Origin of the sequence: Curtobacterium pomorum (assembly GCF_044497295.1) — a bacterium.
Taxonomy (GTDB): Bacteria; Actinomycetota; Actinomycetes; order Actinomycetales; family Microbacteriaceae; genus Curtobacterium.
Map to the genome: position 1 here is coordinate 1,271,920 of NZ_CP172409.1, position 22,009 is coordinate 1,293,928.

Here is a 22,009-nt window from a genome sequence, read left to right on the forward strand (position 1 = left end):
GCTTTCCGGGCGGTGCCCCACGGGGCAGTGTCCGGACGATCAGGTGCGGTGAGAGCGCACCGTGGTCGGGACAGCGTCACTCCGACGCCGAGCCGACCCGGGCCGGGTGCCCGGACCGGAACGGCCGCGGACGCAACGAGAAGTTGACGCAGACCGGTCACGAAGACAGCGAGCGCGGGGCGTCGACGCCACCGCCACAACCAAAGAATTCCCGCCGCCTGACAAGGGTGCGAGTGGGGCCGAGGAGTGCGCCAGTCCATGGTGGAGCAGAACAACGACAACACGACCAACGACGAGAACGCCCCGAAGCGTCGGACCCGCCTGTTCGGCGGACGCCGCGCCCGGTCGTCCGGCCTGCAGGGTCAGGCCGGTGCCGTGCAGGTGCCGGCCGTCGACGAGGCCTCCGCGCTGACGGACGGTTCGTCCGCCGACGCAGCGGACGCGGTCGAGCCGACCGGAGCCGAGACGGTCTCCGTCGCGGTCGAGGCCGTCGCCGCTCAGAGCGCCGAGCCGGACGACGTGAGCACGCTGACCGGCGACCTGCCGGTGGTCACGGCCGAGCCGGCCGAGCCCGCGACCGACGTGACGGAGGCGAGTGGTGCCTCCCGTCCGACCGAGACCGAGCAGACGACCGAGGCGAGCGAACCCGCCGCCCCGGCCGAGCCGTTCGTCCCGAAGGCGACCAGCACGCTCAGCCTGATCTTCCACGCCCCCGTCCTGCCGGAGCTGCCGCGCCGCGCCGCGCGGTACGAGCGTGACGAGGACGACCGTGACGACCGCTTCGACCGTTCCGAGCGCGAGGACCGGTTCGACCGCGAGGACCACGACGAGGAGCCCGGCGGATCCCGCCGTCGTTCGCGTCGTCGGGGGAGCAGCGCCGACCGCGAGTCCCGTGCGCCGCGCGAACCGCGCGACCACCAGGAGCCCCGCCGCCGCGAGCCCGAGCTCATCACCGAGCCGCAGCGTATCAAGGGCTCGACCCGGCTCGAGGCGAAGAAGCAGCGTCGCCGCGACGGCCGTGACGCCGGACGTCGTCGCCAGGTCGTGAGCGAGGACGAGTTCCTCGCCCGCCGCGAGAGCGTCGACCGTCAGATGATCGTCCGCTCCAGCTCGTCGACGATCGAGATCGGCGTGCTCGAGGACGGCATCCTCGCCGAGCACTACATCACCAAGTCCGAGAACGTGTCGCTCATCGGCAACGTGTACCTCGGCAAGGTGCAGAACGTGCTGCCCTCGATGGAGGCAGCCTTCGTCGACATCGGCCGCGGCCGCAACGCCGTGCTCTACGCCGGCGAGGTCGACTGGAACTCCGTCGACACCAGCCACGGCCGTCGCATCGAGGCCGCGCTCAAGCCGGGCGACAAGGTCCTGGTCCAGGTCACCAAGGACCCGGTCGGCCACAAGGGCGCCCGTCTGACGAGCCAGGTCTCGCTGCCCGGTCGCTACCTGGTCTACGTGCCGAACGGCTCCATGAACGGCATCTCGCGCAAGCTGCCCGACACCGAGCGCGCGCGCCTCAAGAAGATCCTGAAGGAGGTCCTGCCGGAGCACGCGGGCGTCATCGTGCGCACCGCTGCCGAAGGCGCGACCGAGGAGCAGCTCACCCGCGACGTGCAGCGCCTGGCCAGCCAGTGGGAGGCCATCCAGAAGAAGGTCGACGGTGGCCAGGCCCCGGTCATGCTGCACTCGGAGCCCGACCTGCTCGTCAAGATCGTGCGCGACGTCTTCAACGAGGACTTCACGAAGCTCATCATCGACGGCGAGGCTGCCGGCGGCACCATCGACGAGTACCTGTCGGCCGTCGCACCCGACCTGAAGGACCGCGTCGTCCGCTACGAGGGCCCGGACTCCTTCGAGGAGTACCGCCTGAACGAGCAGATCGACAAGGCGCTCGACCGCAAGGTCTGGCTGCCCTCCGGTGGTTCGCTCGTGATCGACCGCACCGAGGCCATGACGGTCGTCGACGTCAACACCGGCAAGTTCGTCGGCTCCGGGGGCAACCTCGAGGAGACCGTCACGAAGAACAACCTCGAGGCCGCCGAGGAACTCGTCCGCCAGCTCCGCCTGCGTGACATCGGCGGCATCATCGTCGTCGACTTCATCGACATGGTGCTCGAGGAGAACCGCGACCTCGTGCTCCGTCGCCTGATCGAGTGCCTGAGCCGCGACCGCACGAAGCACCAGGTCGCCGAGGTCACCTCGCTCGGCCTCGTGCAGATGACCCGCAAGAAGATCGGTGTCGGCCTGCGCGAGTCGCTCGACGAGGTCAACGCGAAGGTCAACGACAACAACGCCGACCCGGGCCCGAGCAAGGGGCGTCGCAAGGGGCGCAGCGGTGCGGCCGGGAACGGCGGCAACGGCGGCAACGGGAACGGCGGCAACGGCGGCAACGGGCACGGCAACGGCGGGGGCAACTCCGGCGGTGGCTCGGGTTCGTCGAACGGGCAGTCGAGCCAGGCGCACCAGATCACGGACGACGTGAAGAACGCGCTGTCCCGGATCGCGGCCTCGACGATCCCGCACGAGGAGTCGCCGGCATCGCCGACCTCGGCAGCGGCCCCGACCTCGGCCGACGCGCCGGCGGGGACCGCCGAGTCCGCAGACGCCGGCGAACAGCCCAGCGGCTCGAAGCGTCGGCGCCGTGGCGGCCGTGGCGGACGGGGCGGTGAGCAGTCGAACGCTGCCACGACCGAAGCCACCGAGTCGGCATCCACCGAGTCGGCATCCGCCGCGGTCGAGCCGGAGCCCGTCGCCGAGCCGAAGCGCGACGAGCCGAAGCAGGCCGCGCCGAAGCGCGACGAGCCGAAGCAGGCCGCGCGGAGTCAGGCTGTCGACCAGTCGGCGGCTGCCGCTCCTGCTGCCGAGCCGAAGGCCAAGGCCCCGGCCCGCCGACGGGTCAGCTCCAGCGCGACGGTGACCCCGACCGAGAACACGGTCGCGATCCTGGACATCCCGCTCAACGCCGCACCGAAGCGCGAGCCCCGCCAGGTGGCCCCGGACGCCGAGTCGCTGTTGGACTCCGTGCTCCAGGCGCTGCCGGAGCCGAAGCAGCCGGGCCAGGGCCGTTCGCGGTCCCGCCGCGTGTCGTCGCCGAGCATCAGCGCTCCGGCCACGACCGACGATGCATCCGGCGACGACACCGACGGCTCCGTCATCCTGGGGAACTGAGCGTGGCGAACCCGGGTGACCCGCAGCAGGATCGTGGGTACTACGGTGCGGGCTGGCAGCAGCCCGCACCGCCCGGACCCGGGGGAGCCGGCGGTCCCGTGCCGCCGTACGGTGGGCAGCCTGGTGGGCAGCCTGGTGGGCAGCCGCCGCGCGGTGGGTGGCCTGGTGGGCAGCCGCTTCACGGCGCGCAGCCGACCGCCGGGGTGCCCTACGCCCCGCCACGGCCGCCGCGCACGCCGGCCGACCCGCGTCGGGCCTTCGCGCCCGGCGCCTCGGTGAACAACACGGCCGGGGCGCTCATCGCCGTGGTGTCGCTCGTGCTCGTCGAGTTCGTGTCCGGCGTCGTCGGCCTGATCGGGACGTCGCTCGTCGTCAGCCCGTTCGCGCACTACGGTGCCGGTGCGAGCCTCGTCGGCAGCTTCATCGCCGGGGTCTTCCTCGCGCCGTTCCCGTTCTACGCCGGGGCCTTCCTGGCGCTGGCGTTCCTGACGCCGATCGCCCGTCGCAGCCCGCTGCCGACGGTGCTGCTCCGAGCGGTGCTCGCCGGCGCCGCGGGGACGATCGCACTCGCGCTCGTCGGCGTCTTCACCGGGGCGTTCGGCGCGATCACCTCGGGCGGGTCCCGCCTGGTCATCGACGTCGTCACGAACCCGCTCCGCAACGGGGTGCCGTACACGGTGATGCTCCTGGCGACCGCCACCGCCGCGTGGCTCTGGCTCGGCCGCCCGCGACGGAACCGCGGTGCAGCGCCGACCTCCGGCCTGCCGGGCACGGTACGGCCCGCAGACGCCGTCCCGCCCGCGACGGTGCAGCCGGGGCCGCAGCAGCCGCAGCAGGGCCCGTACGGACAGGGTCTGGTCCAGCCGGACCCCTACGGGCAGTACGGCGGTCAGTACGGCGCACAGCCCCGTCCGAACCAGCAGCAGCAGCCGCCGGCCGCGCCGTGGGGTGGTCCAGCGCCCCGCTGACCCCCGGTCGTCGACGCGCGGTCGCTGCACGGTGCGAGTTTCTCCGGGCGGTGCGGCGTTCGCGGCTCGGTGCGAGCCTCCGGCGCCGCACCGAGCCACCAACCTCGCGCGCTGCGGGGAACTGCGCACGGTGCGGCCGGGAGGCCCGGTGTGCGCCCGCCACGCGCCTCACCTCGCACGGTGCGGCGCCACGTCCAGGGCACGTGCGCACCGTGCGAGGTTCCGGACACCGTGCGAGCCGCCACACCCCGCACCGAGTCGGGAACCTCGCACCGTGCGTCCGGACGCACGCGGCCCGCGCGTCAGTGCGCGCGCTTGTCGCGCTGCGCCACGCGCAGCCCGCTGCGGATCAGCCGCAGCACGAGCTCGCGTCCGGACACCGCCGACGCCCCCGCGGCGACGAGTTCGTCGTACTTGGCGAGCGGCACGTCGTAGTGGTCGTGGTCGAACGCACGACGCGGCACACCGGCACGTGCAGCGAACGCGTGGAGTTCCGCGTAGGATTCATCACTGACGAGGTGCGACCACAGAGTGTCGTGAGCGGGCCACGTCGGTGGGTCGATCAACACGGTCACCGTGCAATCGTACGTGTGTCGCCGTTTGACCGGACCCATGGGGATCGAGTATTCTCGATCCCTGGTGTCAGCGGGCCGTTCTGCCTGCGTCGCCGATCGGGCCCGGCCTCCCGGGAGCCGCTCGTGCAGAAGTGGGCACCCGAGACTTCCCTCAAGCAGAGTTACGTAAGGATTTCCACGTGGTTTACGCAGTAGTGCGCGCCGGCGGCCGTCAGGAAAAGGTCGAGGTCGGCACCATCCTGACCGTCGACCGTGTCAAGGCGGACGACAAGGGCAACATCGACCTCGCCCCCGTGCTCCTCGTGGACGGTGACAAGATCACGTCGGCGGCTTCCGAGCTCGCCAACGTGACCGTCACCGCCGAGGTGCTCGACGACCTGCGCGGTCCGAAGGTCATCATCCAGAAGTTCAAGAACAAGACCGGGTACAAGAAGCGCCAGGGTTTCCGCGCTGAACTGACCCGCGTCAAGATCACCAAGATCGCGTAAGGGAGTCAGCTCATGGCACACAAGAAGGGTGCGAGTTCCACTCGCAACGGTCGTGACTCGAACGCACAGCGCCTCGGCGTGAAGCGCTTCGGTGGCGAGGTCGTCAACGCCGGCGAGATCATCATCCGCCAGCGTGGGACCCACTTCCACCCGGGCGCCAACGTCGGCCGCGGTGGCGACGACACGCTGTTCGCCCTCTCGGCCGGTTCGGTCGAGTTCGGCACCAAGGGTGGCCGCAAGGTCATCAACATCGTCAACGCGTAGTCGCGACGATCAGCTTCAGCGGGAGGGGCGGGCCGAGTGCCCGCCCCTCCTTCGCTTTTCCCGCCGACGGATGCCGTCGGCACAACGCGTCGACGGATCCCGTCGGCACAACGCGCTGACGGATCCCGTCGGCACAACGACCTTCCAGGAGTGGAACCATGGCGACCTTCGTCGACCGCGTGACCCTGCACCTCAGCGCGGGGAAGGGCGGCAACGGTTGCGTCTCGGTCCGCCGTGAGAAGTTCAAGCCCCTCGCCGGGCCCGACGGTGGCAACGGCGGTGACGGCGGCGACATCGTGCTCGTGGCCGACCCGCAGGTCACCACGCTGCTCGGCTACCACCGCTCGCCGCACCGTTCGTCCAAGAACGGTCAGCCCGGCATGGGTGACCACCGCAGTGGTGTGAGCGGCGAGGTCCAGGAGCTCCCGCTCCCGATCGGCACCGTCGTGTACGACGAGGCCGGCGAGGTCATCGCCGACCTGACCGAACCCGGGATGCGCGTCGTCGTGGCCCCCGGTGGGCAGGGCGGTCTCGGCAACGCGGCGCTCTCCACCACGAAGCGCAAGGCCCCCGGCTTCGCGCTCCTCGGCACCGAGGGCTGGGCGGGTGACATCAGCCTCGAGCTGAAGACCATCGCCGACGTCGCCCTCGTCGGGTTCCCGAGTGCCGGCAAGTCCTCGCTCATCGCGGCGATCTCGGCCGCGAAGCCGAAGATCGCCGACTACCCCTTCACCACGCTCACCCCCAACCTCGGCGTCGTCGAGTCGGGCGAGAGCCGCTTCACGGTCGCCGACGTCCCCGGTCTGATCGAGGGCGCGTCGGAGGGCAAGGGCCTCGGCCTCGAGTTCCTGCGGCACGTCGAGCGCTGCGAAGCCCTGCTGCACGTCATCGACTGCGCGACGATGGACCCGGGCCGCGACCCGATCAGCGACCTCGACGTCATCCTCGGCGAACTCGAGCGCTACCCGGTCCCCGAGGGCCAGGTGCCGCTGCTCGAGCGTCCGCAGCTCATCGCGCTCAACAAGATCGACGTGCCGGACGCCGCCGAGCTCGCCGAGTTCGTCACCGCCGAGCTCGAGGGCCGCGGCTACCGCGTGTTCCCGATCTCCACCGCGTCGCACAAGGGCCTGCGTGAGCTGACGTTCGCGCTGGCCGAGGTCGTCGAGCAGGGTCGTGCGAAGCGCGCGGCCGAGCCGGTCGTCGAGCGCATCGTCATCCGCCCCCGCGCGGTCAACGACCAGGGCTTCACGGTCCGCGCCGAGGGCGGCGAGGAGCACCGCTTCTACCGCGTGCGCGGTGCGAAGCCCGAGCGGTGGGTGCAGCAGACCGACTTCACCAACGAAGAAGCGATCGGCTTCCTGGCCGACCGGCTCGCGAAGCTCGGTGTCGAGGACGGCCTGTTCAAGGCCGGCGCCGTCGCCGGCTCGACCGTCGTGATCGGCGGCGACGGCGGCATGGTCTTCGACTGGGAGCCGACGCTCACCTCGACGGCGGAGCTCATCACGAGCGCCCGAGGCACCGACGCCCGCATCGGCGCGACGTCGCGTCCGACCCGCAACGAGCGTCGCGAGGAGTACTTCGAGCGGATGGACGCCAAGGCGGCCGCCCGTGCCGAGCTCGAGCAGGAGCGCGTCGCCGGCCTCTGGGTGAACGACGACGTCGTGACCAGCGACGACCTCGAGACGAGCGACGACCTCGAGACGACCAGCGACCAGAAGGACTGACCGCGGCATGACCGACACGACCGCCCGCACCGACCTCGGACCCGTCACCCGGCGCGAGGACATCCCGCGTGCGCGGCGGATCGTGGTGAAGGTCGGCTCGTCGTCGGTCAGCGGTGACGCCGCCGGTCAGATCGGACCACTGGTGGACGCCCTGTCCGCGGCGTACGGCCGGGGCACCGAGGTCGTGCTCGTGTCGTCCGGCGCGATCGCAACCGGTTTCCCGTTCCTCGGGCTCGAGGGCCGTCCTGACGACCTCGCCACGCAGCAGGCCGCCGCGGCGACCGGCCAGAACGTCCTGATGTTCCGGTACCAGAAGGAACTCGACCGGCACCGGGTCGTCGCGGCGCAGATCCTGTTGACCGCCGGTGACCTGCAGAACCCGACGCACCGGGTGAACGCGCAGCGCGCCGTCGACCGACTGCTCGCCCTGCGGGTGCTGCCGATCGTGAACGAGAACGACACCGTCGCCACGCACGAGATCCGCTTCGGCGACAACGACCGGCTCGCTGCCCTGGTGGCGCGGCTGCTCGGTGCCGACGCCCTGGTGCTGCTGTCCGACGTCGAGGCCCTGTACACGAAGCCCCCCGAGCAGCCCGGCGCCGAGCGCATCGACGAGGTCCCGTTCGGCGACGAGCTCGCCGGCGTCACCTTCGGCTCCGTCGGCAAGTCCGGCGTGGGGACCGGGGGTGCCGGCACGAAGGTCGCTGCCGCACGGCTCGCGGCCGAGGCGGGCACGTCGGTCCTGGTGACCGCCACGGCGCTCGTCGACCGCGCCCTGTCGGGCGAGCACGTGGGCACCTGGTTCCACGCGGCGCCCCGTTCCTGACACGCGTCGTCCACAGCGGTCGGGAGGCCGGGGTCGCGTCCGTCACACGGGATCGCCTCGGGCCTAGGATCGGTCCATGTCGTCGATCGCGCCCGCCCCGACCCTGACCGACACGCTCGTGGCGGCCCGCACCGCTTCGTCGGCCCTCGCGACCGCGACGACGGCGGTCAAGGACGCCGCCCTCGTGGCGATCGCCGCCGGCGTCCGCGCCGCCACGGACGAGATCGTCACCGCGAACCACGGTGACCTGGTCGCGGGCGAGGAGAGCGGCCTGTCGTCCGGGCTCGTCGACCGTCTCCGGCTCGACCCCGCACGCATCGAGGCGCTGGCCACCGCGGTCGAGGACGTCGTCGGTCTGCAGGACCCGGTGGGGGAGCACCTCCGCGGCTCGCTGCTGCCGAACGGCCTGCAGCTGACGCAGGTGCGGGTCCCGTTCGGGGTCGTCGGTGCCATCTACGAAGCACGCCCGAACGTCACGGTCGACATCGCCTCGCTCGCGCTGAAGTCCGGCAACGCCGTCGTGCTCCGCGGTGGATCGGCGGCCCAGCGGACGAACGCCGTGCTCGTGGCCCGCATCCAGGACGCGGTGGAGTCGGTCGGCCTGCCGCGCGAGCTCGTGCAGACCATCGACGAGTTCGGCCGCGCCGGCGCCACGGAGCTGATGCGCGCCCGGGGCCTGGTCGACGTCCTCATCCCTCGTGGCAGCGCCTCGCTCATCCAGACCGTCGTCACCGAGTCACAGGTCCCCGTGATCGAGACGGGTGCCGGCGTCGTGCACGTGTTCCTCGATGCGTCCGCCCCCGAGCAGCGCGCCGTCGACATCGTCCTGAACAGCAAGGTGCAGCGGCCGAGCGTGTGCAACGCCCTCGAGACCCTGCTGGTGCACGAGCAGGCGGCCGAGCGGCTCCTGCCCGTGCTGGCGGACCGGCTCCGCGCCTCCGGGGTCACGCTGCGCGGCGACGACGCCACCCGGGCGATCGTGCCGGGGGTGCTCCGCGCCACCGACGAGGACTGGGCGACCGAGTCGATGGACCTCGACCTGTCGATCCGGGTCGTGCCGGACGTCGACGCCGCGATGGCGCACATCGCGCGCTGGTCCACCCACCACACCGAGTCGATCGTGACGAACGACGTCGACACGGCCGAGCGGTTCCTGGCGACGGTGGACTCGGCGGTCGTGATGGTGAACGCCTCGACGCGCTTCACCGACGGCGGCGAGTTCGGCTTCGGCGCCGAGGTGGGCATCTCGACGCAGAAGCTGCACGCCCGTGGTCCGATGGGGTTGCCGGAGCTCACGAGCACCAAGTGGATCGTGCGCGGGAACGGCCAGATCCGCGGCTAGACTGAACGGCGTCTTTCCCCGACCGAACGGAGCACCGAACGATGACCTTCCTCGCAGAAGCTGCTGAGCACGCCTCCGGGGCCCCGGCGTTCGTGTTCCCGCTCGTCGGTGCGCTGTTCTTCGTCTTCCTGGGCTTCGTCACCTGGAGCTTCCGCGACGTGGCGTACCGCCACTCGCAGAAGTTCGAGGCGACCCGCCACCACGAGACGGGTGTCGACGAGTTCGGCCACACCAAGATCTGATCTGCACTCGATGCTCGAGAGCACCGGACGACCGCGCATCGGGGTGATGGGCGGCACGTTCGACCCCATCCACCACGGTCACCTCGTCGCGGCGTCCGAGGTGGCTCGGGCGTTCGACCTCGACGAGGTCGTGTTCGTCCCCACGGGGCAGCCGTACATGAAGTCCGGCGTCACGGATGCCGAGCACCGCTACCTGATGACGGTCATCGCGACCGCATCGAACCCGATGTTCACGGTGAGCCGCGTCGACATCGACCGCCCCGGCCCGACGTACACGGTCGACACGCTCCGCGACCTGCACGAACAGCGGCCCGACGCGCAGCTCGTCTTCATCTCGGGCGCAGACGCCGTTCAGCAGATTGTCGACTGGAAAGACCATGATGGTCTCTGGGACCTCGCGCACTTCGTCGCTGTGACGCGTCCGGGACACGACCTGAGCATCAGTGGACTCCCCGAGCGAGACGTAAGCTTGCTCGAAGTCCCCGCACTGGCCATCTCGTCGACCGACTGCCGCGACCGGGTGAGACGTGGTTCCCCCGTCTGGTACCTGGTCCCCGACGGGGTCGTCCAGTACATCTCCAAGCACCACCTGTATCGGAGCGTTGCATGAGTTCGTCCGACGCGCAGCCGCCCCTGTCGCGGCGCCAGGCGCGCGAGCGGGAGCGTGCCGCAGCAGCCGGTTCGCAGCCCGCGACGCCGCCACCGACCGTCGCCGCACCCGCCGAGTCGACGGAACCCCGTCCTCGGCCCGGTTCGCACGTGGCACCCGCCCCCGGCGGTCCGACCCAGTCCGCTGCCCCGGCATCCGCCGCCACGGGCACGCCGGCCTCGGCGCCCTCCGTGCCGGTGACCTCCGTGCCCGCGGCCGGGGTGTCGCCGTTCCCGCCGGCCTCCGCGACCGAGATCGTCCCCGGCAGCGGTGGTCTGACCCGCCGCCAGATCCGCCAGCAGCGCGCCGCCGAGAACCAGGCGGTCCTGCCGGTACCACTGCAGAACCCGACGCCGCAGTCCTCCGACCGCACCGTCGAGGACGTCCTCGGCTCGGTCGACACCATCGAGCCGACCTCGGCGCCGCGCGCCGCGGACGAGCCGTCCGGTCCCGAGGGTCACACGGTGCTCGACGAGGCTGCGGTCGCCCAGGCCACCGAGGCCGACGGGTCGCCCGACGCCCTCGAGCCGCTCGACGAAGCCGCTGCGCACGCCGAGGAGCCCCGGCGCCACCGGTCGACCTGGTCACCGCCCGCCGACGACGCTTCCGACGCACAGCCTGCAGCCGGGTCCACGGACGAGGTTGCCCCAGGGGCGCCCAGCGACCAGTCGAACACCGACCAGTCGAACACCGACCAGACGGGCATCGACGAGACGGGCTCTGACGAGACGGGCGCCGACGAGGCGCAGACCGACGTGGAGACACCGGCCGACGTCGCCCCGCTCGAGCACCCCTCGGCCACGCCGCTCCCGGGGATCCCGGACGGCGCGCCGTCGACCCCGGCGGTGTTCCCGCTGTCCCTCGACCCAGAGGACGACGACACCAACGAGGTCCCGATCCCGGAACCCGCACGGACCGAGCCCCCGAAGGTCCCCGCGTCCTTCCAGCGGCCGTCCGAGCCGAAGCCCGTGACGACGGCCTTCGAGCCGCCCGTCGGGCACTGGTCGCAGCAGGCGCACGGCTCGAACGACGCCGAGGTGCACGACGACTCGACCGGCACCCGCCGGATCGCGGTCACCGACACCAACGCGATCATCCTGCCGAACTCGGCCCTCGCCGACCCGACCGGTGCGCTGAACGCGACGGGCGAGGTGATCCTCACCGGATCGATCGACCTGCCCGCGTCGCTCTCGTCGACCGGGTCGCACCGGCCGATCGACGGCGCCGAGGTCGACCGCCTGCTCGAGCAGCACGACGAGCAGCCGGAGACCGACGCCAGCCCGGTGCGCGCCAGCCGTGCCGTGTCCAGCCACACCTCGACCCGCCAGGTCGTCCTCGCCGCCGCGAAGCCGAAGGAGTCGCGCACGCCGCTCATCCTCGGTGTCACGGTGGGTGCGGTCGGACTGGCAGCGGCCGGTGTCATCATCACCGCCCTCCTCACCACCCACATGGGCGGCTGACCGCCGCCCTCCCCGACGTCCGTCGTGCACCACCCCGCCGCCCCTGGCCTGGCCGCTGTCGGCGGGGTGGCTTATGATCGTGACCCACCAAGCGATCCGGCTCCCTGCCGGGTCGACGACCGGAAGGAATCCGTGACCGCCTCCACTCGCGCACTGGAACTCGTGCAGGCCGCCGCTCTCGCGGCCGACGCCAAGCAGGCCGAGGACCTCGTCGCGCTCGATGTGACCGGGCCGTTGCAGCTCACGGACGTGTTCCTGCTCGCAACCGGTCGGAACGAGCGCAACGTGCAGTCCATCGCCGATGCGGTCGAGGAGCGCCTCCTCGAGCTCGGCGCCAAGACCCTCCGCCGCGAAGGCCGGAGCGAGGGCCGCTGGGTCCTCATCGACGTCGGCGACATCGTGGTGCACGTCTTCCACGACGAAGACCGCCAGTACTACTCGCTCGAGCGTCTCTGGGCCGACTGCCCGACCATCCCGCTCGAGCTCCCGGTGGACCACACCGCCTGATCAGCGACGCGCCCGGGTGACGGCTTCGATTTCGTTGCCCGGCGTTCGCATGGTGTACGCTTCTATGGTGCCTCCGGGGAACCGGACGGCACGAAAGCAAGACATCTGGGTCTGTGGCGCAGCTGGTAGCGCACCTGCATGGCATGCAGGGGGTCAGGGGTTCGAGTCCCCTCAGATCCACGTAAAGTTGAACGTTCGAACCTTGCCCCGCTTGATCGCGGGGCAAGGTTCTTTCGTTGTGTGGCCTGGGGTTGCTGGCAAGGATCGTCGCGATGGCCTCCTTCGGTTCGAGAGTGGCCTCGTCCTCGTCATCGATGGTGATGCGGTCGAACAGTGCCCGGTTGAGCATCCGTCGCTCGGCAGGTGCGGCCTTCGCGTAGACCTCGCCGATGTCGGTGAGGAGCCCGAGGATCGCGTCGAGCCCAACGCTCGCTTTGTCGTAGGTCGTCTCCAGGGTGTCAAGTCGGCCGGTGATGGCTTGGAGGCTCGCGCGGATGCGGTCTTGCTCGGTCTTCAGCAGGTCGAGCGGGATCGCATCGGCGTAGTGGGCCTGGAGGAGCTTGACCTGTTCGGCTTCGAGCTTCGCCTTCTGCCCGGCGAGCAGCTTCTGTTCGTCGCTGGTCGCCTCGGCGAGGGTGTCGAACACCTGCCCGAGCACGGCCTTGATCTGCGCCGCCTCCTCCTTGGTGATGGCGACCTGCTGGTACTGGTTCTCGATCGCGTGCTCAACGCGGTGAACGAGGACGGCGGTGCGCTGGCAGGCGGTGCGCTTGAACCGGCGACCGGTGCAGGTGAAGTAGTCGTAGGCGACGCCCTGGTGGTTGCGTGGCCGCTCGAACATGAGCTTCTGCCCGCACCCGCAGTAGATGGAGCCTTTGAGGTAGTGGTCGTACTTCTGGGGCTTGTCGCCGACGACGTGGTTCTGCCGCAGGATCGTCTGCACTTGATCGAATGTCTCCGGCGTCACTAGTGGGTCGTGCGTGCCGGGGTAGGTCACGTCGCGGAACGTGACGATGCCCTGGTAGTAGGGGTTGACGAGGATCTTGTGCAGCGAGGTCGTCGTGACCGGCTTGGCGGGGAACGACGGGGTAGGCCGGGTGGTCAGGCCGCGAGTCTCCAGTTCGCGGGCGAGCTTGGACAGCGACCAGTCTCCGGTGGCGTAGGCGGTGAACGCGAACCGGATCAGCTCGGCCCGGTCCGGGTCGAGCCGCACCTCGCGTACTTCGTGCCCGTTCGCGTCTGTGGTGCGCACGTTGAGGTAGCCGATGGGCGCCTTGTGCGGGGTGCCGCCGATTGTCGCCTTCTGCACGAGGCCCTTGGTGACCTCTTGGGCGAGGTTCAGGGAGTAGAACTCGGCGATGGAGGCCATGATGCCGTGCATGAGCATCCCCGACGGGGTCTCGTCGATGTTCTCCATCACCGACACGAGCGTGACCCCTGCTTGACGGAGCGTGGCGTGGATGATCGCGTCATCGAGCCGGTTGCGGGCGATCCGGTCGACCTTGTTGATGATGCAGTACCTGACCGGATGCTCGGCGAGATAGTCCAGCATCTCCTGGAGCGCTTTGCGCCTTGCGGTCTTGCCGGATTCGCCGGGCTCGATGAACTCCGCGACGATGACCGCGCCGAGCAAGTCGGCTTTGCGCTGGGCGGCTTCGCGCTGCGCGGGGATGGACAGGCCCTCTTCGAGGCCGTTGCGAGTGGCCTGGTCCTTGGTGGAGACCCGCAGGTAGGAGATCGCGGGCACTTTCCCGTCGGGAAGGGCCGCCCCCTCGTGGGAGGGTTTCGGGCCGGCCGCGAGATTGCGGAGCGCTCCGAGGTCGAGGCCGGCGGGGAGGTCGATGAGCGTCATGGTCGTGACTGCCTTTCGGGCTCTCACCCGCCCCAAACGATGGGGGCGGGTGTGGGCGCCGACTGGCGGTCACGACACAGATTGAGGGGCCTGCCGAACCGCGACGGGTTCGGGCAACAGAGGGGTAAGCCGGTAGCGCCCTGGTGTGGACGTACATTCAGGATTCTACCGGTTGCTGGTGAGCAGATCACGGAGGTAGGAGCCGGCCTGCCCCGTCGGCGTGTGGGTGTCGGCGTGCCGGAGGGCGACGCGGATGAGGACTTCGGCGACCTTCTCGGTGTCGATGTGCTCCCGGCGGGTGAAGGTGACCCGCAGGTTTCGATCCGCCGAGGGCCGGTTGGTCTTGCGCTGATAGTTCCGCACCATGCCTGCTCACCCGCCCTCGGCATCGGGGTCGGTGTCGTCGAGGCGGGCGAAGAAGGCGTCTTCGGCGGCTTTGCGGCGGGCGACCTGCTCGATCACGAAGCCTACGAAGTCCTCGCGCCGGTTCGTGATGGGGATGTCCTCGACCGGCGGTGCCGGGGGCTCGCCGGGCCAGGCGGTCTGCCGGTCGGGGCGGTCGCGGTCCAGGCGGGTGCCGGAGGCGGCGACCCAGTCGCGTAGGCGTTGGCGGGCGGCGGCGAAGTCGCGGTGCCATCCGATCGCGGCCGAGGCGTCCTGTTCGGGGTCGTAGGCGGCGAGCCAGTGCAGGTGCAGCGCGCTGAGCTCCCATTTGAGGGCCGGATGCCGGTGCCAGCACGGCGGGATCACCGAGGAGGGCAACGCGTACTCTCTCCTGACCCATTCGACCCACCGGTTGAGGGCGAGCCATTCCTGCTCCAGGTCGTGCGCGAGCAGCAGGTTCCAGTTCACCGGTCGCGGCGGCCCCGGCACGTCATCGTCGGGGCCGACCGGATCGAACCCGTCGTCTTCCCACTCCTCCGGATCAGGGCTCTCGGTGGGCATGGTGTCGTTGTTCATCATCGCCGCCTCGGTCACATGGCCCGTGCGGGCTGCTCGCGCTCGGGCTGCTCCTGTTCGACGGGCTCGAACGCGACCTGTCGCTGCGGCTGCTGGCGCTTCGGGGAGTCCATCTGCGACAGACGGCGCGGGGAGCCGATCTCGATGTTCATGCGGGCGGCGTCGGGGCCGAATCGGTTCGCGATGAACTCCTTGGTCTCCACCCCGGTGTTTGGGTTGGTGTTCGGTTCGAGGCGGCCGTGCGCGACGAACCAGTCCAGCTTGGACAGCGTCTCGCCCCCGCTCTTGGCGGCGCCGCGGAACGCGACGACGTCGTGGAACGTGGTGGGCAGTTTCGTGCGCGATCCGTCCGGGCCGTACTCGTAGTGCTCCTGCCCGGCCTTGAAATACAGGCGCGGCTTGCCGTCGTGATAGGTCAGCTGCGGCTCGGAGGCGACGAAGCCGTAGAAGGCCTCGCCGATCTCCGGGTCCGGGTTGCTTTGCTGCTGCTCGCTCATCGTGTGTTCCCGTTCTGCTCATGCCGCCCGTTCGTCGGGGCTGCTCTTGGCCAGCAGGTGCTCCCGGTCTCTCCCGCGCTCGTTCGGTCGGTGTCGGGTTACTGCTGGTGGGCGTCGCGGAGGAGTTGTTCGACCTCGGCTCGATCGGTCTTGAGTTGCGTGCCGTCGGGGCGGTCGGGCCAGCCGCGCAGGTCGGTGATGATCGGCGGTGCCGACCTGAGCAGGGTGACGGCGGTGCCGAACGGGAGTCGGCGGATTTGGTCTGGTGGCAGGATCGCGACTCGGCGCACCGAGCGCTGGTTGGAGCGGGAGCCGTAGTCGCCGACGGTGGTCGAGTCGGTCAGCTCGTCACGTTCGCCGATCAGGGTGGAGAGGTCTTGCAGGTCGCGGGAGTTGGAGGCGCCGCCGAGGAGGATCTTGACGATCGATGAATCCCAGATCGCTCCGGCTTGGTGCTCGTTCCACTTGTCGCGGGCCTGCGCGAGCGATTGCAGTACGGCGAGGGTCGTGATTCCCGAGCCGCCTCCTTCGGACATCAGCGTCGGCAGGCTCGGCAGGGGCGAGAGGTTCCCGATCTCATCCAGCGCGAGCAGCATCGGCGGGTCGAGACGCGCACCCGTGGAGCGGGCGGCGAGTCGGCGGGCCGTCTCCACGAGGTCTTCGACCAGGGCGGCGACGAGGGCGGCGCTGTTCCCGGCGCCGGCACCGGTGGCGAGCAGAAACAGGGTGCCGCGTTGCTGGATGAACGCTTCGGGGTCGAACTCTTCGCCGTCTGCCGGGGAGACGGCGTCGAGCACCCGAGGATCGGCCAACGCCGCCAGCGACAAGCTGACGCCTTGCCAGATCGAATCGCGCGTGCGCGGGTCGGCGTCGATCATCGATGCCAGCGAGTCCGCCCACCCGGTCGCCGCCTGCGGATGGTTGGTGAGGATCGCGACCGCGTCCGCCGCGGACGTGGGGTCGAGCGTCCACCGGAACAGCTCGGCCGGGGAGCGGCGGTCGAGGGCGGCGGCGTGCAGCAGCGCTTGGAGCGCGGCCTTGGTCTTGCCTTCCCAGAAGTCACCGCCCTCAACCCCGCCCGCACTGAGGCCGGTTGCGGAAGCGAGGCCGGCGGCGCGGATCATCGCCGTCTGCGGCGACTCGCATCCCCGGATCGGCGACCACCGCAAACCCGCGGGCAGGCCCTCGGCGAGATGCTGGGGGTCGAACACCGCGACCGGCCCGATGCGTTTCCTTGCGCGCAGGCAGGCGGTGACGTTATCGGGCCGGGTCGAGGTCGTGACGACGGCGCCGGGCGCGTCGAGTATTGCGGGGATCACCAGGAACAGGCCCTTGCCGCTTCGCGGAGCTCCGACGAGGAGGATCGAGTCCTCCACCGATGCCCACACCTCTTGCCGATGGGAGGAGCCGAGCCGGTAACCGACATCGGCCGGTCTCGGGTTCTCCAACGTTGGTCTGAGGGTGCCGGCGCGGCGCAGCAGCGCTTTGGTGGAGGCGGCGCGGGCGACCTCGTAACGGGTCGCGGTGCCTTCCTGCCGGTGCGGATCATGCGCGGCTTGCCGTATCGTGCGCCGGATCAGCCCCCACGCCCAGAATCCCGCCGTCGCCAGGAGACCGAGCAGGACGACAGCGACGATCCAGTAGATGACCGGGTTCAGCTCGTCGGCGCCGAGCTGCCCGGCCGGGTCGGCGGGGTCGAAGAACACCGCGACCCCGCCGGTCATCCCGGCGGTCGGTTGGGCGGTGCCGGTGAGGAACGCGGCCACGCTGCCGGCGGCGCGCAGGACGAACGCGGCCCCGAGCAGCCCGCCGATGCCGAGGAGGATCACGTTGGTCAGCTCATCGCCCATCGCCCCGCCGCCGGGTCGGCCCTGCGGGCCGGTCACGGCAGGCTCCGGATCGCGATCGTGCCCGAGACCCGCCCGAACAGCAAAACCTCGCCGGCGTTGATCGCGGCGACGCCCTGGGGGTCGAGGAGGGCGCGCGCCCGCCCGTCGGGGGTCGCATCCGTGTGCGTGGTGATGAGCGCGATGGCGACGTCCTCCCCGGAGACGAACCCTTCACCGCCGTCGACCTCGATCGGATCGGCCGGACGGCGCCGCTTGCCCGCCGTGACTGGCCCCGGCATCATCTCGGCCTCCGGCTGAGGGGTCGGGCGTTTGGCGGCGGGGAGGATGTCGGTGAAGGTCGTGCCGTCGGCCTCGTGCACCGTGACCCGCACCGGGATCGCGCGGTCGTGGGTGACGTGGTCGATGATCTGCGTGAACATCGTCCGCCGCCACGTACCGGGCTCTTCTGGCGGGGCGATCTGATGCGCGTTGAGCGTGGCGGTGAGGGTGCCGTTCTCGTGCACGTCGAGTACGAGGTGGGGCACCGACACCGGCACCGGGGTGGACGAATCAGGGATCGGGGCGTGTCTCATGCCCGCCAGGTGCACCCAAGCCACCCCGCGACCGGATGCGCGTGTTCATCGGCGACCGTCAGGAATCCCGACCGACGTTACCGCGGCTGACGGACCGTCAGGAATCGTGAACAACGGTCAGGAATCCGGTGAACTTCTAGACTTTAATCTCCATGCACTCAAGTTCCTCCTGACGCCCCGGCTGTCTGAGGGGCCTGCTTCCCAGGTGGTGCAAGGTTCCCCGTGTCCGGACGACACGTTGACGAACCTTCACTGTGGCTGAAGGTTCGTCGCTATGATTGACGTATGGTCGGTCAGAGTGAACCGAGGCGTTCATGAAACTGGTCGCGCTGCATGGTGGCGGCGCGGCTGATGAGGTGCTGCGTAGCGCCCAGGATGCGGAGGACTTCGAGCAGGAGCTCGTCGACGAGTACGCACTGGCGATGGCTGCTGCCGGGCTCACCGATGGGCATGCGCGAACGACCCGGGCGGCGGTCATCGAGTTCGCCCGGTCGCTGATCTGCCCGTTGTGGGAAGCGACGACCAATGACGCCGATCGCTTCATGGCGGAACAGCGACGCAAGGGCCTGTCGGTGACCACGCGGGCTGGCAAGGCCGGCTCGCTGGCGCAGTTCTACGAGTTCCTCATCGCCCGCTATCAGGGCCAGATCCGCCGGATGACCGGCGTGACCGTCGAGCAACCGATCGACGAGTTCAACCGGCAAAAGGGCAAGTCGCTGGGCAAGGTCAGGGTGCCGCCCTCTGACGCTGAGGTCGAGGAGCTGTTCACCGGGTGGCGCGGCTCGATCCCCGACGCGAGGAAGTACCTGCCGGCCGCTCGCGACTACTTCGCCGCGTCGCTGTGGCGGCGGCTGGGTCTGCGGATCAACGAGTCGGTGATGCTCGACATCCGCGACTGGCGACCCGATCTGGGCGGGTTCGGCAAGCTGCATGTGCGCTTCGGCAAGGGCTCGGGTGGCCGCGGGTTCAAGCCTCGACTGGTGCCGGCGATCAACGGTGCCGATCAGCTCATTGACTGGTGGCTGGCCGAGGTCCGTCACCAGTTCGGCGACGACTGGCAGGACCCCGATGCGCCGCTGATGCCGTCCGAGCGCTTCGATGACGAACTCGGCCGGTGCGGGCGGATCGGTCACAACTCGCTGCGGCGGGCTCTGACGATCCAGACCGAGCGGTTCCTGCCCGCGTGGGCGGGTCGTCTGACGCCGCATGTGCTGCGGCACTATTGCGCCTCGTCGCTGTATGGGGCCGGGATGGACTTGAAAGCGCTCCAAGAGCTACTGGGCCATCAGTGGCTGGCAACGACCTCGGGCTATGTCCATGTGCGCAGCGAGCATGTCGAGCTCGCGTGGCGCAACGCGAACCAGCGGGTCGAGGCCCGCCTGACAGCGGAAGGGTGAGAAGACCGTGAAGTGGAACTTGCGGATGAGAGCCGCCGAACGGGGCATCTGGAAGTCAGCCGAGTTGCGCCGCCAACTCGCCGCGGCTGGGGTGGAGATCAGCGCCGGAAAGATGTCGGGCTGGTGGTCAGGCACTCCGCCGACGATCAGGCTGGAAGAACTCGACGTGATCTGCGCGATCCTCGACTGCACGCCCTCTGACCTGATGACTCCCGAGCCGGAGAAGGTTGCCGCCCGCCGGCCGAAGAAGGCCGAGACGATCAACGGCGAGAACGAGACCGGGCCGCGGGTGTCTCCGCGGTTCGGCAACCCGCGGTCAGAGCCGCCGTTGTGAGCACGAGGAAGGGGATCAACTCACGCTTCCGGCCCCCTCGAACGTGCTTCGCCTGCGGCGTGAACGCGGCGGCATGGACCTGGCCTGCCGTCGACTACTGTTACGACTGCCTGCCCGGTGGTCCGTTCCCCGCTCCGTCCTGCGAGCGTTGCGGGTCGGACGTCTACTACAGCCAGGGGCTCTGCGACCGCTGTCACCCCGGCAGCCCTGAATACGTCGGTTACTGCAAGGACTGTCTCGCCTGGGGCGTCTATCGCCGACACAACTGGAAATGCTGGCAATGCCGCTGGTGGGCTCAGCACTACCCGGTCGGCGATTGCCTCTACTGCGGCCGCCCCGTCACCGTCGGCGACCAGGGAGCCTGCCGCCTCTGTCTGGAGAACGCCCGCCGCATCCACGTACCGGGCCAACCCCTCGACTTCGAGGAAGGCGTCCGTCTCGGGCTGCAGCTCTTCTTCGCGAACATGGCCCCGAGACGCAAGCCGAAACCGCCCAGACAGTCCGTGCGGGCCGCCCGCATCCTTCTAGCGCAACAGGCCGAGGCACTCTCCGATTGGGAGCAGCCTGCCCTCTTCGACCTCGCTCCCGACACAGACGTGCTCCGAGAACTCACCACCGCTCAGGCCCGCGACTGGTCCTGGCGAACCGATGGCATCGTCTTCGAGCAAGCTGAACGCTTCGGCTGGTCCAAGCGCCAGACCAACCAGGTCCGGCGCTCGTTGAAGATGCTCCAGATCCTCGCCCCCGAGGGCGCCACAACCATCCGCGCGACCGAAGTGATCCGGCTGCGCCGCTACGACAGCGACAGCAACGTCCGCTCCACCCTCGACGTCCTCGCCGCCGCCGACATCCTCATCGACGACCGCATCCCGACCATCGACCGCCACTTCGCCGGCAAGTTCGGCCAGCTCCCCGAGGCGATGCGCACCCAACTCGAGCTCTGGTTCGACATCATGCTCAACGGCAGCCGAATCCCTCCGCGCCGCAAGCCCCGCGAAGAGACCACAGTGCGCGTCCAGATCATCGGCCTCGCCCCGATCGTCACCGCCTGGGCCGAAGCTGGCCACCAATCCCTCGCCGAGATCAGCCCGGCCATCCTCATCGACTCGCTGCCCGAGGAATCGGCCAAGAGGCACGCCGCGATGCTCGGCCTGCGTTCCCTGTTCACCATCCTCAAAGGCCGCAAACTCGTCTTCGCTGACCCAACCAGCAGCATGGGCTCCTACCAACTCAACGGCACCACGCCGCTGCCGCTGGAACCCGCGGAGATTCGCGCCGTCCTGGGCCACGACGACCCCGCGATCGCTCTGGCCGTCGCGATCGTCGCCTTCCACGCGCTCACGAATCTGCAAGTCCGCAACATCCAGCTCACCGACATCAGCGACGGACGCCTCACGATGCCCGACGGCCGCGTCATCCTCCTCGCGGAGCCGGTCCGCGCCCGACTCACTCGATGGCTGGACTACCGGGCGGCGAAGTGGCCGAACACCCGCAACCCGCACCTATTCGTCACGACGCACACCGCCCCCAGGCTGAACTCGCCCGGCCACCAGTTCCCCTGGAAGAAGGCCGGCATCTCCGCCCAGGCGCTCCGCGAAGACCGCATCCTCGCCGAAGTTCGCGCTACCGGCGGTGACCCGCGTCGCCTCACCGACCTGTTCGGGCTGAGCATTGACGGCACGCAGCGGTATGTCGGAACGCTTGAGCATCCTCACCTCAGGCGAACTTGAGCGTGGTGATGCAGGTCGCATCGTCGTTGGCGACCGTGGACACCTCGCCGATCGCGGTCTGCTCGCCTTTCGTGACCGTGACAGTTGCAGTGATGCCCTTGGGCAGCCAGAAGCCGACGAAGCCGTTGTCGAAGGTGCGGGTATCTTCGTCGTAATATGCCTTCCCGGTTTCAGTGTCGGTGATGGTGACGTGGATGTCGGTGTTGCGTAGCTCGCCGATGCAGTTCGTCGGTGCGTGGTAGTAGCAGTCGTGAGTCTGCTGCTGATACGGCGCGAGCGCGACATATGCGCGGTCCTCGGGCATCGGTACTGACGTTTCCGTGCCGGTGGTGTCGGTGAGAACCAGCGTGTCGGGCCGGATCGAGGCGGTGAAGTCGGTGGGACGCTCGCCGATCGGGGTGTGATCGAGGCGGTCGATGATCGTCTCCGCGTCGAGGCCCGCGACCTCGTCCATCTCCAGTGCGCTGCCTTGCGCGGGGGGTTCAGGGGACGGTGCCGGGCCGGTGGAGCAACCAGTGAGGAGCATCGCTGCGGCGAGGACGATACCGGTGGCGGTCAGGATCGTGGTGCGGGCGATAGAAATAGTGAGCATTGCGTGTCTTTC

Annotated in this window: 22 protein-coding genes, 1 tRNA gene and 1 pseudogene; 16 read left to right on the top strand and 8 right to left on the bottom strand. The window is 69.8% G+C overall.

The genetic code is table 11. The annotated features are described in order from the left end of the window. Window positions 1–258 precede the first annotated feature (258 nt). Both ACGH48_RS06105 and ACGH48_RS06110 read left to right on the top strand, forming a co-directional pair. Window positions 259–3,168: an Rne/Rng family ribonuclease gene (locus tag ACGH48_RS06105; protein WP_396290616.1), complete on the top strand. Its 2,910-nt coding sequence runs from the start codon at window positions 259–261 to the stop codon at window positions 3,166–3,168. Between the two features lie 2 nt (window positions 3,169–3,170). Then, entirely contained in the window at window positions 3,171–4,136 is a 966-nt protein-coding gene (locus ACGH48_RS06110) for a hypothetical protein (protein WP_396290617.1), read from the top strand. Between the two features lie 302 nt (window positions 4,137–4,438). Here the strand turns inward: ACGH48_RS06110 and ACGH48_RS06115 are convergent, their stop codons facing one another. Next, entirely contained in the window at window positions 4,439–4,711 is a 273-nt protein-coding gene (locus ACGH48_RS06115) for a DUF4031 domain-containing protein (RefSeq protein ID WP_123313478.1), read from the bottom strand. 179 nt (window positions 4,712–4,890) lie between these two features. Between ACGH48_RS06115 and rplU the strand changes: the two genes are divergently transcribed. From rplU to ACGH48_RS06170, 11 genes are all read left to right on the top strand, one after another. Next, window positions 4,891–5,199 carry a 50S ribosomal protein L21 gene (gene rplU, locus ACGH48_RS06120; RefSeq protein WP_123313479.1) on the top strand — a complete coding sequence of 103 codons (309 nt, stop codon included), beginning with the start codon at window positions 4,891–4,893 and terminating at the stop codon, window positions 5,197–5,199. A gap of 12 nt (window positions 5,200–5,211) precedes the next feature. After that, window positions 5,212–5,463 (top strand): 50S ribosomal protein L27, encoded by a 252-nt coding sequence (gene rpmA, locus ACGH48_RS06125; protein ID WP_071257351.1) that lies wholly within the window; start codon window positions 5,212–5,214, stop codon window positions 5,461–5,463. A gap of 158 nt (window positions 5,464–5,621) precedes the next feature. Then, a complete protein-coding gene (obgE, locus tag ACGH48_RS06130; protein WP_123313480.1) occupies window positions 5,622–7,187 on the top strand; it encodes a GTPase ObgE in 1,566 nt (521 codons plus the stop codon). 7 nt (window positions 7,188–7,194) lie between these two features. Next, window positions 7,195–8,013, top strand: a complete 819-nt coding sequence (gene proB, locus ACGH48_RS06135; RefSeq protein WP_260233112.1) for a glutamate 5-kinase — start codon at window positions 7,195–7,197, stop codon at window positions 8,011–8,013. A gap of 76 nt (window positions 8,014–8,089) precedes the next feature. Continuing rightward, a complete protein-coding gene (locus ACGH48_RS06140) occupies window positions 8,090–9,355 on the top strand; it encodes a glutamate-5-semialdehyde dehydrogenase (RefSeq protein ID WP_396290618.1) in 1,266 nt (421 codons plus the stop codon). 41 nt (window positions 9,356–9,396) lie between these two features. Then, window positions 9,397–9,597: a hypothetical protein gene (locus ACGH48_RS06145; protein WP_111084539.1), complete on the top strand. Its 201-nt coding sequence runs from the start codon at window positions 9,397–9,399 to the stop codon at window positions 9,595–9,597. A gap of 10 nt (window positions 9,598–9,607) precedes the next feature. Continuing rightward, the gene (nadD, locus tag ACGH48_RS06150; protein WP_111084540.1) at window positions 9,608–10,207 is read left to right on the top strand and encodes a nicotinate-nucleotide adenylyltransferase; all 600 of its coding nucleotides are present in this window, start codon (window positions 9,608–9,610) and stop codon (window positions 10,205–10,207) included. Continuing rightward, a complete protein-coding gene (locus tag ACGH48_RS06155; RefSeq protein ID WP_396290619.1) occupies window positions 10,204–11,706 on the top strand; it encodes a hypothetical protein in 1,503 nt (500 codons plus the stop codon). Before nadD ends, ACGH48_RS06155 begins: the two co-directional genes overlap by 4 nt. 132 nt (window positions 11,707–11,838) lie before the next feature. Beyond that, on the top strand, window positions 11,839–12,213 hold the full coding sequence (gene rsfS / locus ACGH48_RS06160; RefSeq protein ID WP_111084542.1) for a ribosome silencing factor: 375 nt from the start codon (window positions 11,839–11,841) through the stop codon (window positions 12,211–12,213). A gap of 107 nt (window positions 12,214–12,320) precedes the next feature. Then, window positions 12,321–12,393, top strand: a tRNA-Ala gene (locus tag ACGH48_RS06165). Window positions 12,394–12,415: 22 nt separating this feature from the next. Continuing rightward, a complete protein-coding gene (locus ACGH48_RS06170; RefSeq protein WP_396290620.1) occupies window positions 12,416–13,183 on the top strand; it encodes a hypothetical protein in 768 nt (255 codons plus the stop codon). A gap of 9 nt (window positions 13,184–13,192) precedes the next feature. On the opposite strand, the pseudogene ACGH48_RS06175 reads toward ACGH48_RS06170, so the two are convergent. The 6 genes and pseudogenes from ACGH48_RS06175 to ACGH48_RS06200 form a co-directional block, all read right to left on the bottom strand. After that, window positions 13,193–14,065: pseudogene (locus ACGH48_RS06175) on the bottom strand (recombinase family protein); the annotation flags it as partial. A 165-nt stretch (window positions 14,066–14,230) separates the two neighbouring features. Continuing rightward, window positions 14,231–14,431: a hypothetical protein gene (locus tag ACGH48_RS06180; protein WP_396290621.1), complete on the bottom strand. Its 201-nt coding sequence runs from the start codon at window positions 14,429–14,431 to the stop codon at window positions 14,231–14,233. A 6-nt stretch (window positions 14,432–14,437) separates the two neighbouring features. Continuing rightward, the gene (locus ACGH48_RS06185; protein ID WP_396290622.1) at window positions 14,438–15,025 is read right to left on the bottom strand and encodes a hypothetical protein; all 588 of its coding nucleotides are present in this window, start codon (window positions 15,023–15,025) and stop codon (window positions 14,438–14,440) included. Window positions 15,026–15,039: 14 nt separating this feature from the next. After that, window positions 15,040–15,522 carry a single-stranded DNA-binding protein gene (locus ACGH48_RS06190; RefSeq protein ID WP_396290623.1) on the bottom strand — a complete coding sequence of 161 codons (483 nt, stop codon included), beginning with the start codon at window positions 15,520–15,522 and terminating at the stop codon, window positions 15,040–15,042. 98 nt (window positions 15,523–15,620) lie between these two features. Next, window positions 15,621–17,408 (bottom strand): type IV secretory system conjugative DNA transfer family protein, encoded by a 1,788-nt coding sequence (locus ACGH48_RS06195; protein WP_396290624.1) that lies wholly within the window; start codon window positions 17,406–17,408, stop codon window positions 15,621–15,623. Next, window positions 17,405–17,896: a hypothetical protein gene (locus ACGH48_RS06200; RefSeq protein ID WP_396290625.1), complete on the bottom strand. Its 492-nt coding sequence runs from the start codon at window positions 17,894–17,896 to the stop codon at window positions 17,405–17,407. The genes ACGH48_RS06195 and ACGH48_RS06200 overlap by 4 nt, the downstream gene beginning before the upstream one ends. A 362-nt stretch (window positions 17,897–18,258) precedes the next feature. Here ACGH48_RS06200 and ACGH48_RS06205 point away from each other — a divergent pair, with 362 nt between their 5' ends. The 3 genes from ACGH48_RS06205 to ACGH48_RS06215 are packed head-to-tail and all read left to right on the top strand — an operon-like array spanning window position 18,259 to window position 21,405. Beyond that, window positions 18,259–19,341 carry a tyrosine-type recombinase/integrase gene (locus ACGH48_RS06205; protein ID WP_396290626.1) on the top strand — a complete coding sequence of 361 codons (1,083 nt, stop codon included), beginning with the start codon at window positions 18,259–18,261 and terminating at the stop codon, window positions 19,339–19,341. Between the two features lie 7 nt (window positions 19,342–19,348). Continuing rightward, complete coding sequence (locus tag ACGH48_RS06210; RefSeq protein WP_396290627.1) at window positions 19,349–19,675, top strand: helix-turn-helix domain-containing protein; 327 nt, start codon at window positions 19,349–19,351, stop codon at window positions 19,673–19,675. 59 nt (window positions 19,676–19,734) lie between these two features. Beyond that, entirely contained in the window at window positions 19,735–21,405 is a 1,671-nt protein-coding gene (locus tag ACGH48_RS06215; RefSeq protein ID WP_396290628.1) for a hypothetical protein, read from the top strand. Here the strand turns inward: ACGH48_RS06215 and ACGH48_RS06220 are convergent. Continuing rightward, window positions 21,392–21,997, bottom strand: a complete 606-nt coding sequence (locus ACGH48_RS06220) for a CueP family metal-binding protein (RefSeq protein WP_396290629.1) — start codon at window positions 21,995–21,997, stop codon at window positions 21,392–21,394. The two genes, ACGH48_RS06215 and ACGH48_RS06220, sit on opposite strands and share 14 nt — an antisense overlap. Window positions 21,998–22,009 lie beyond the last annotated feature (12 nt).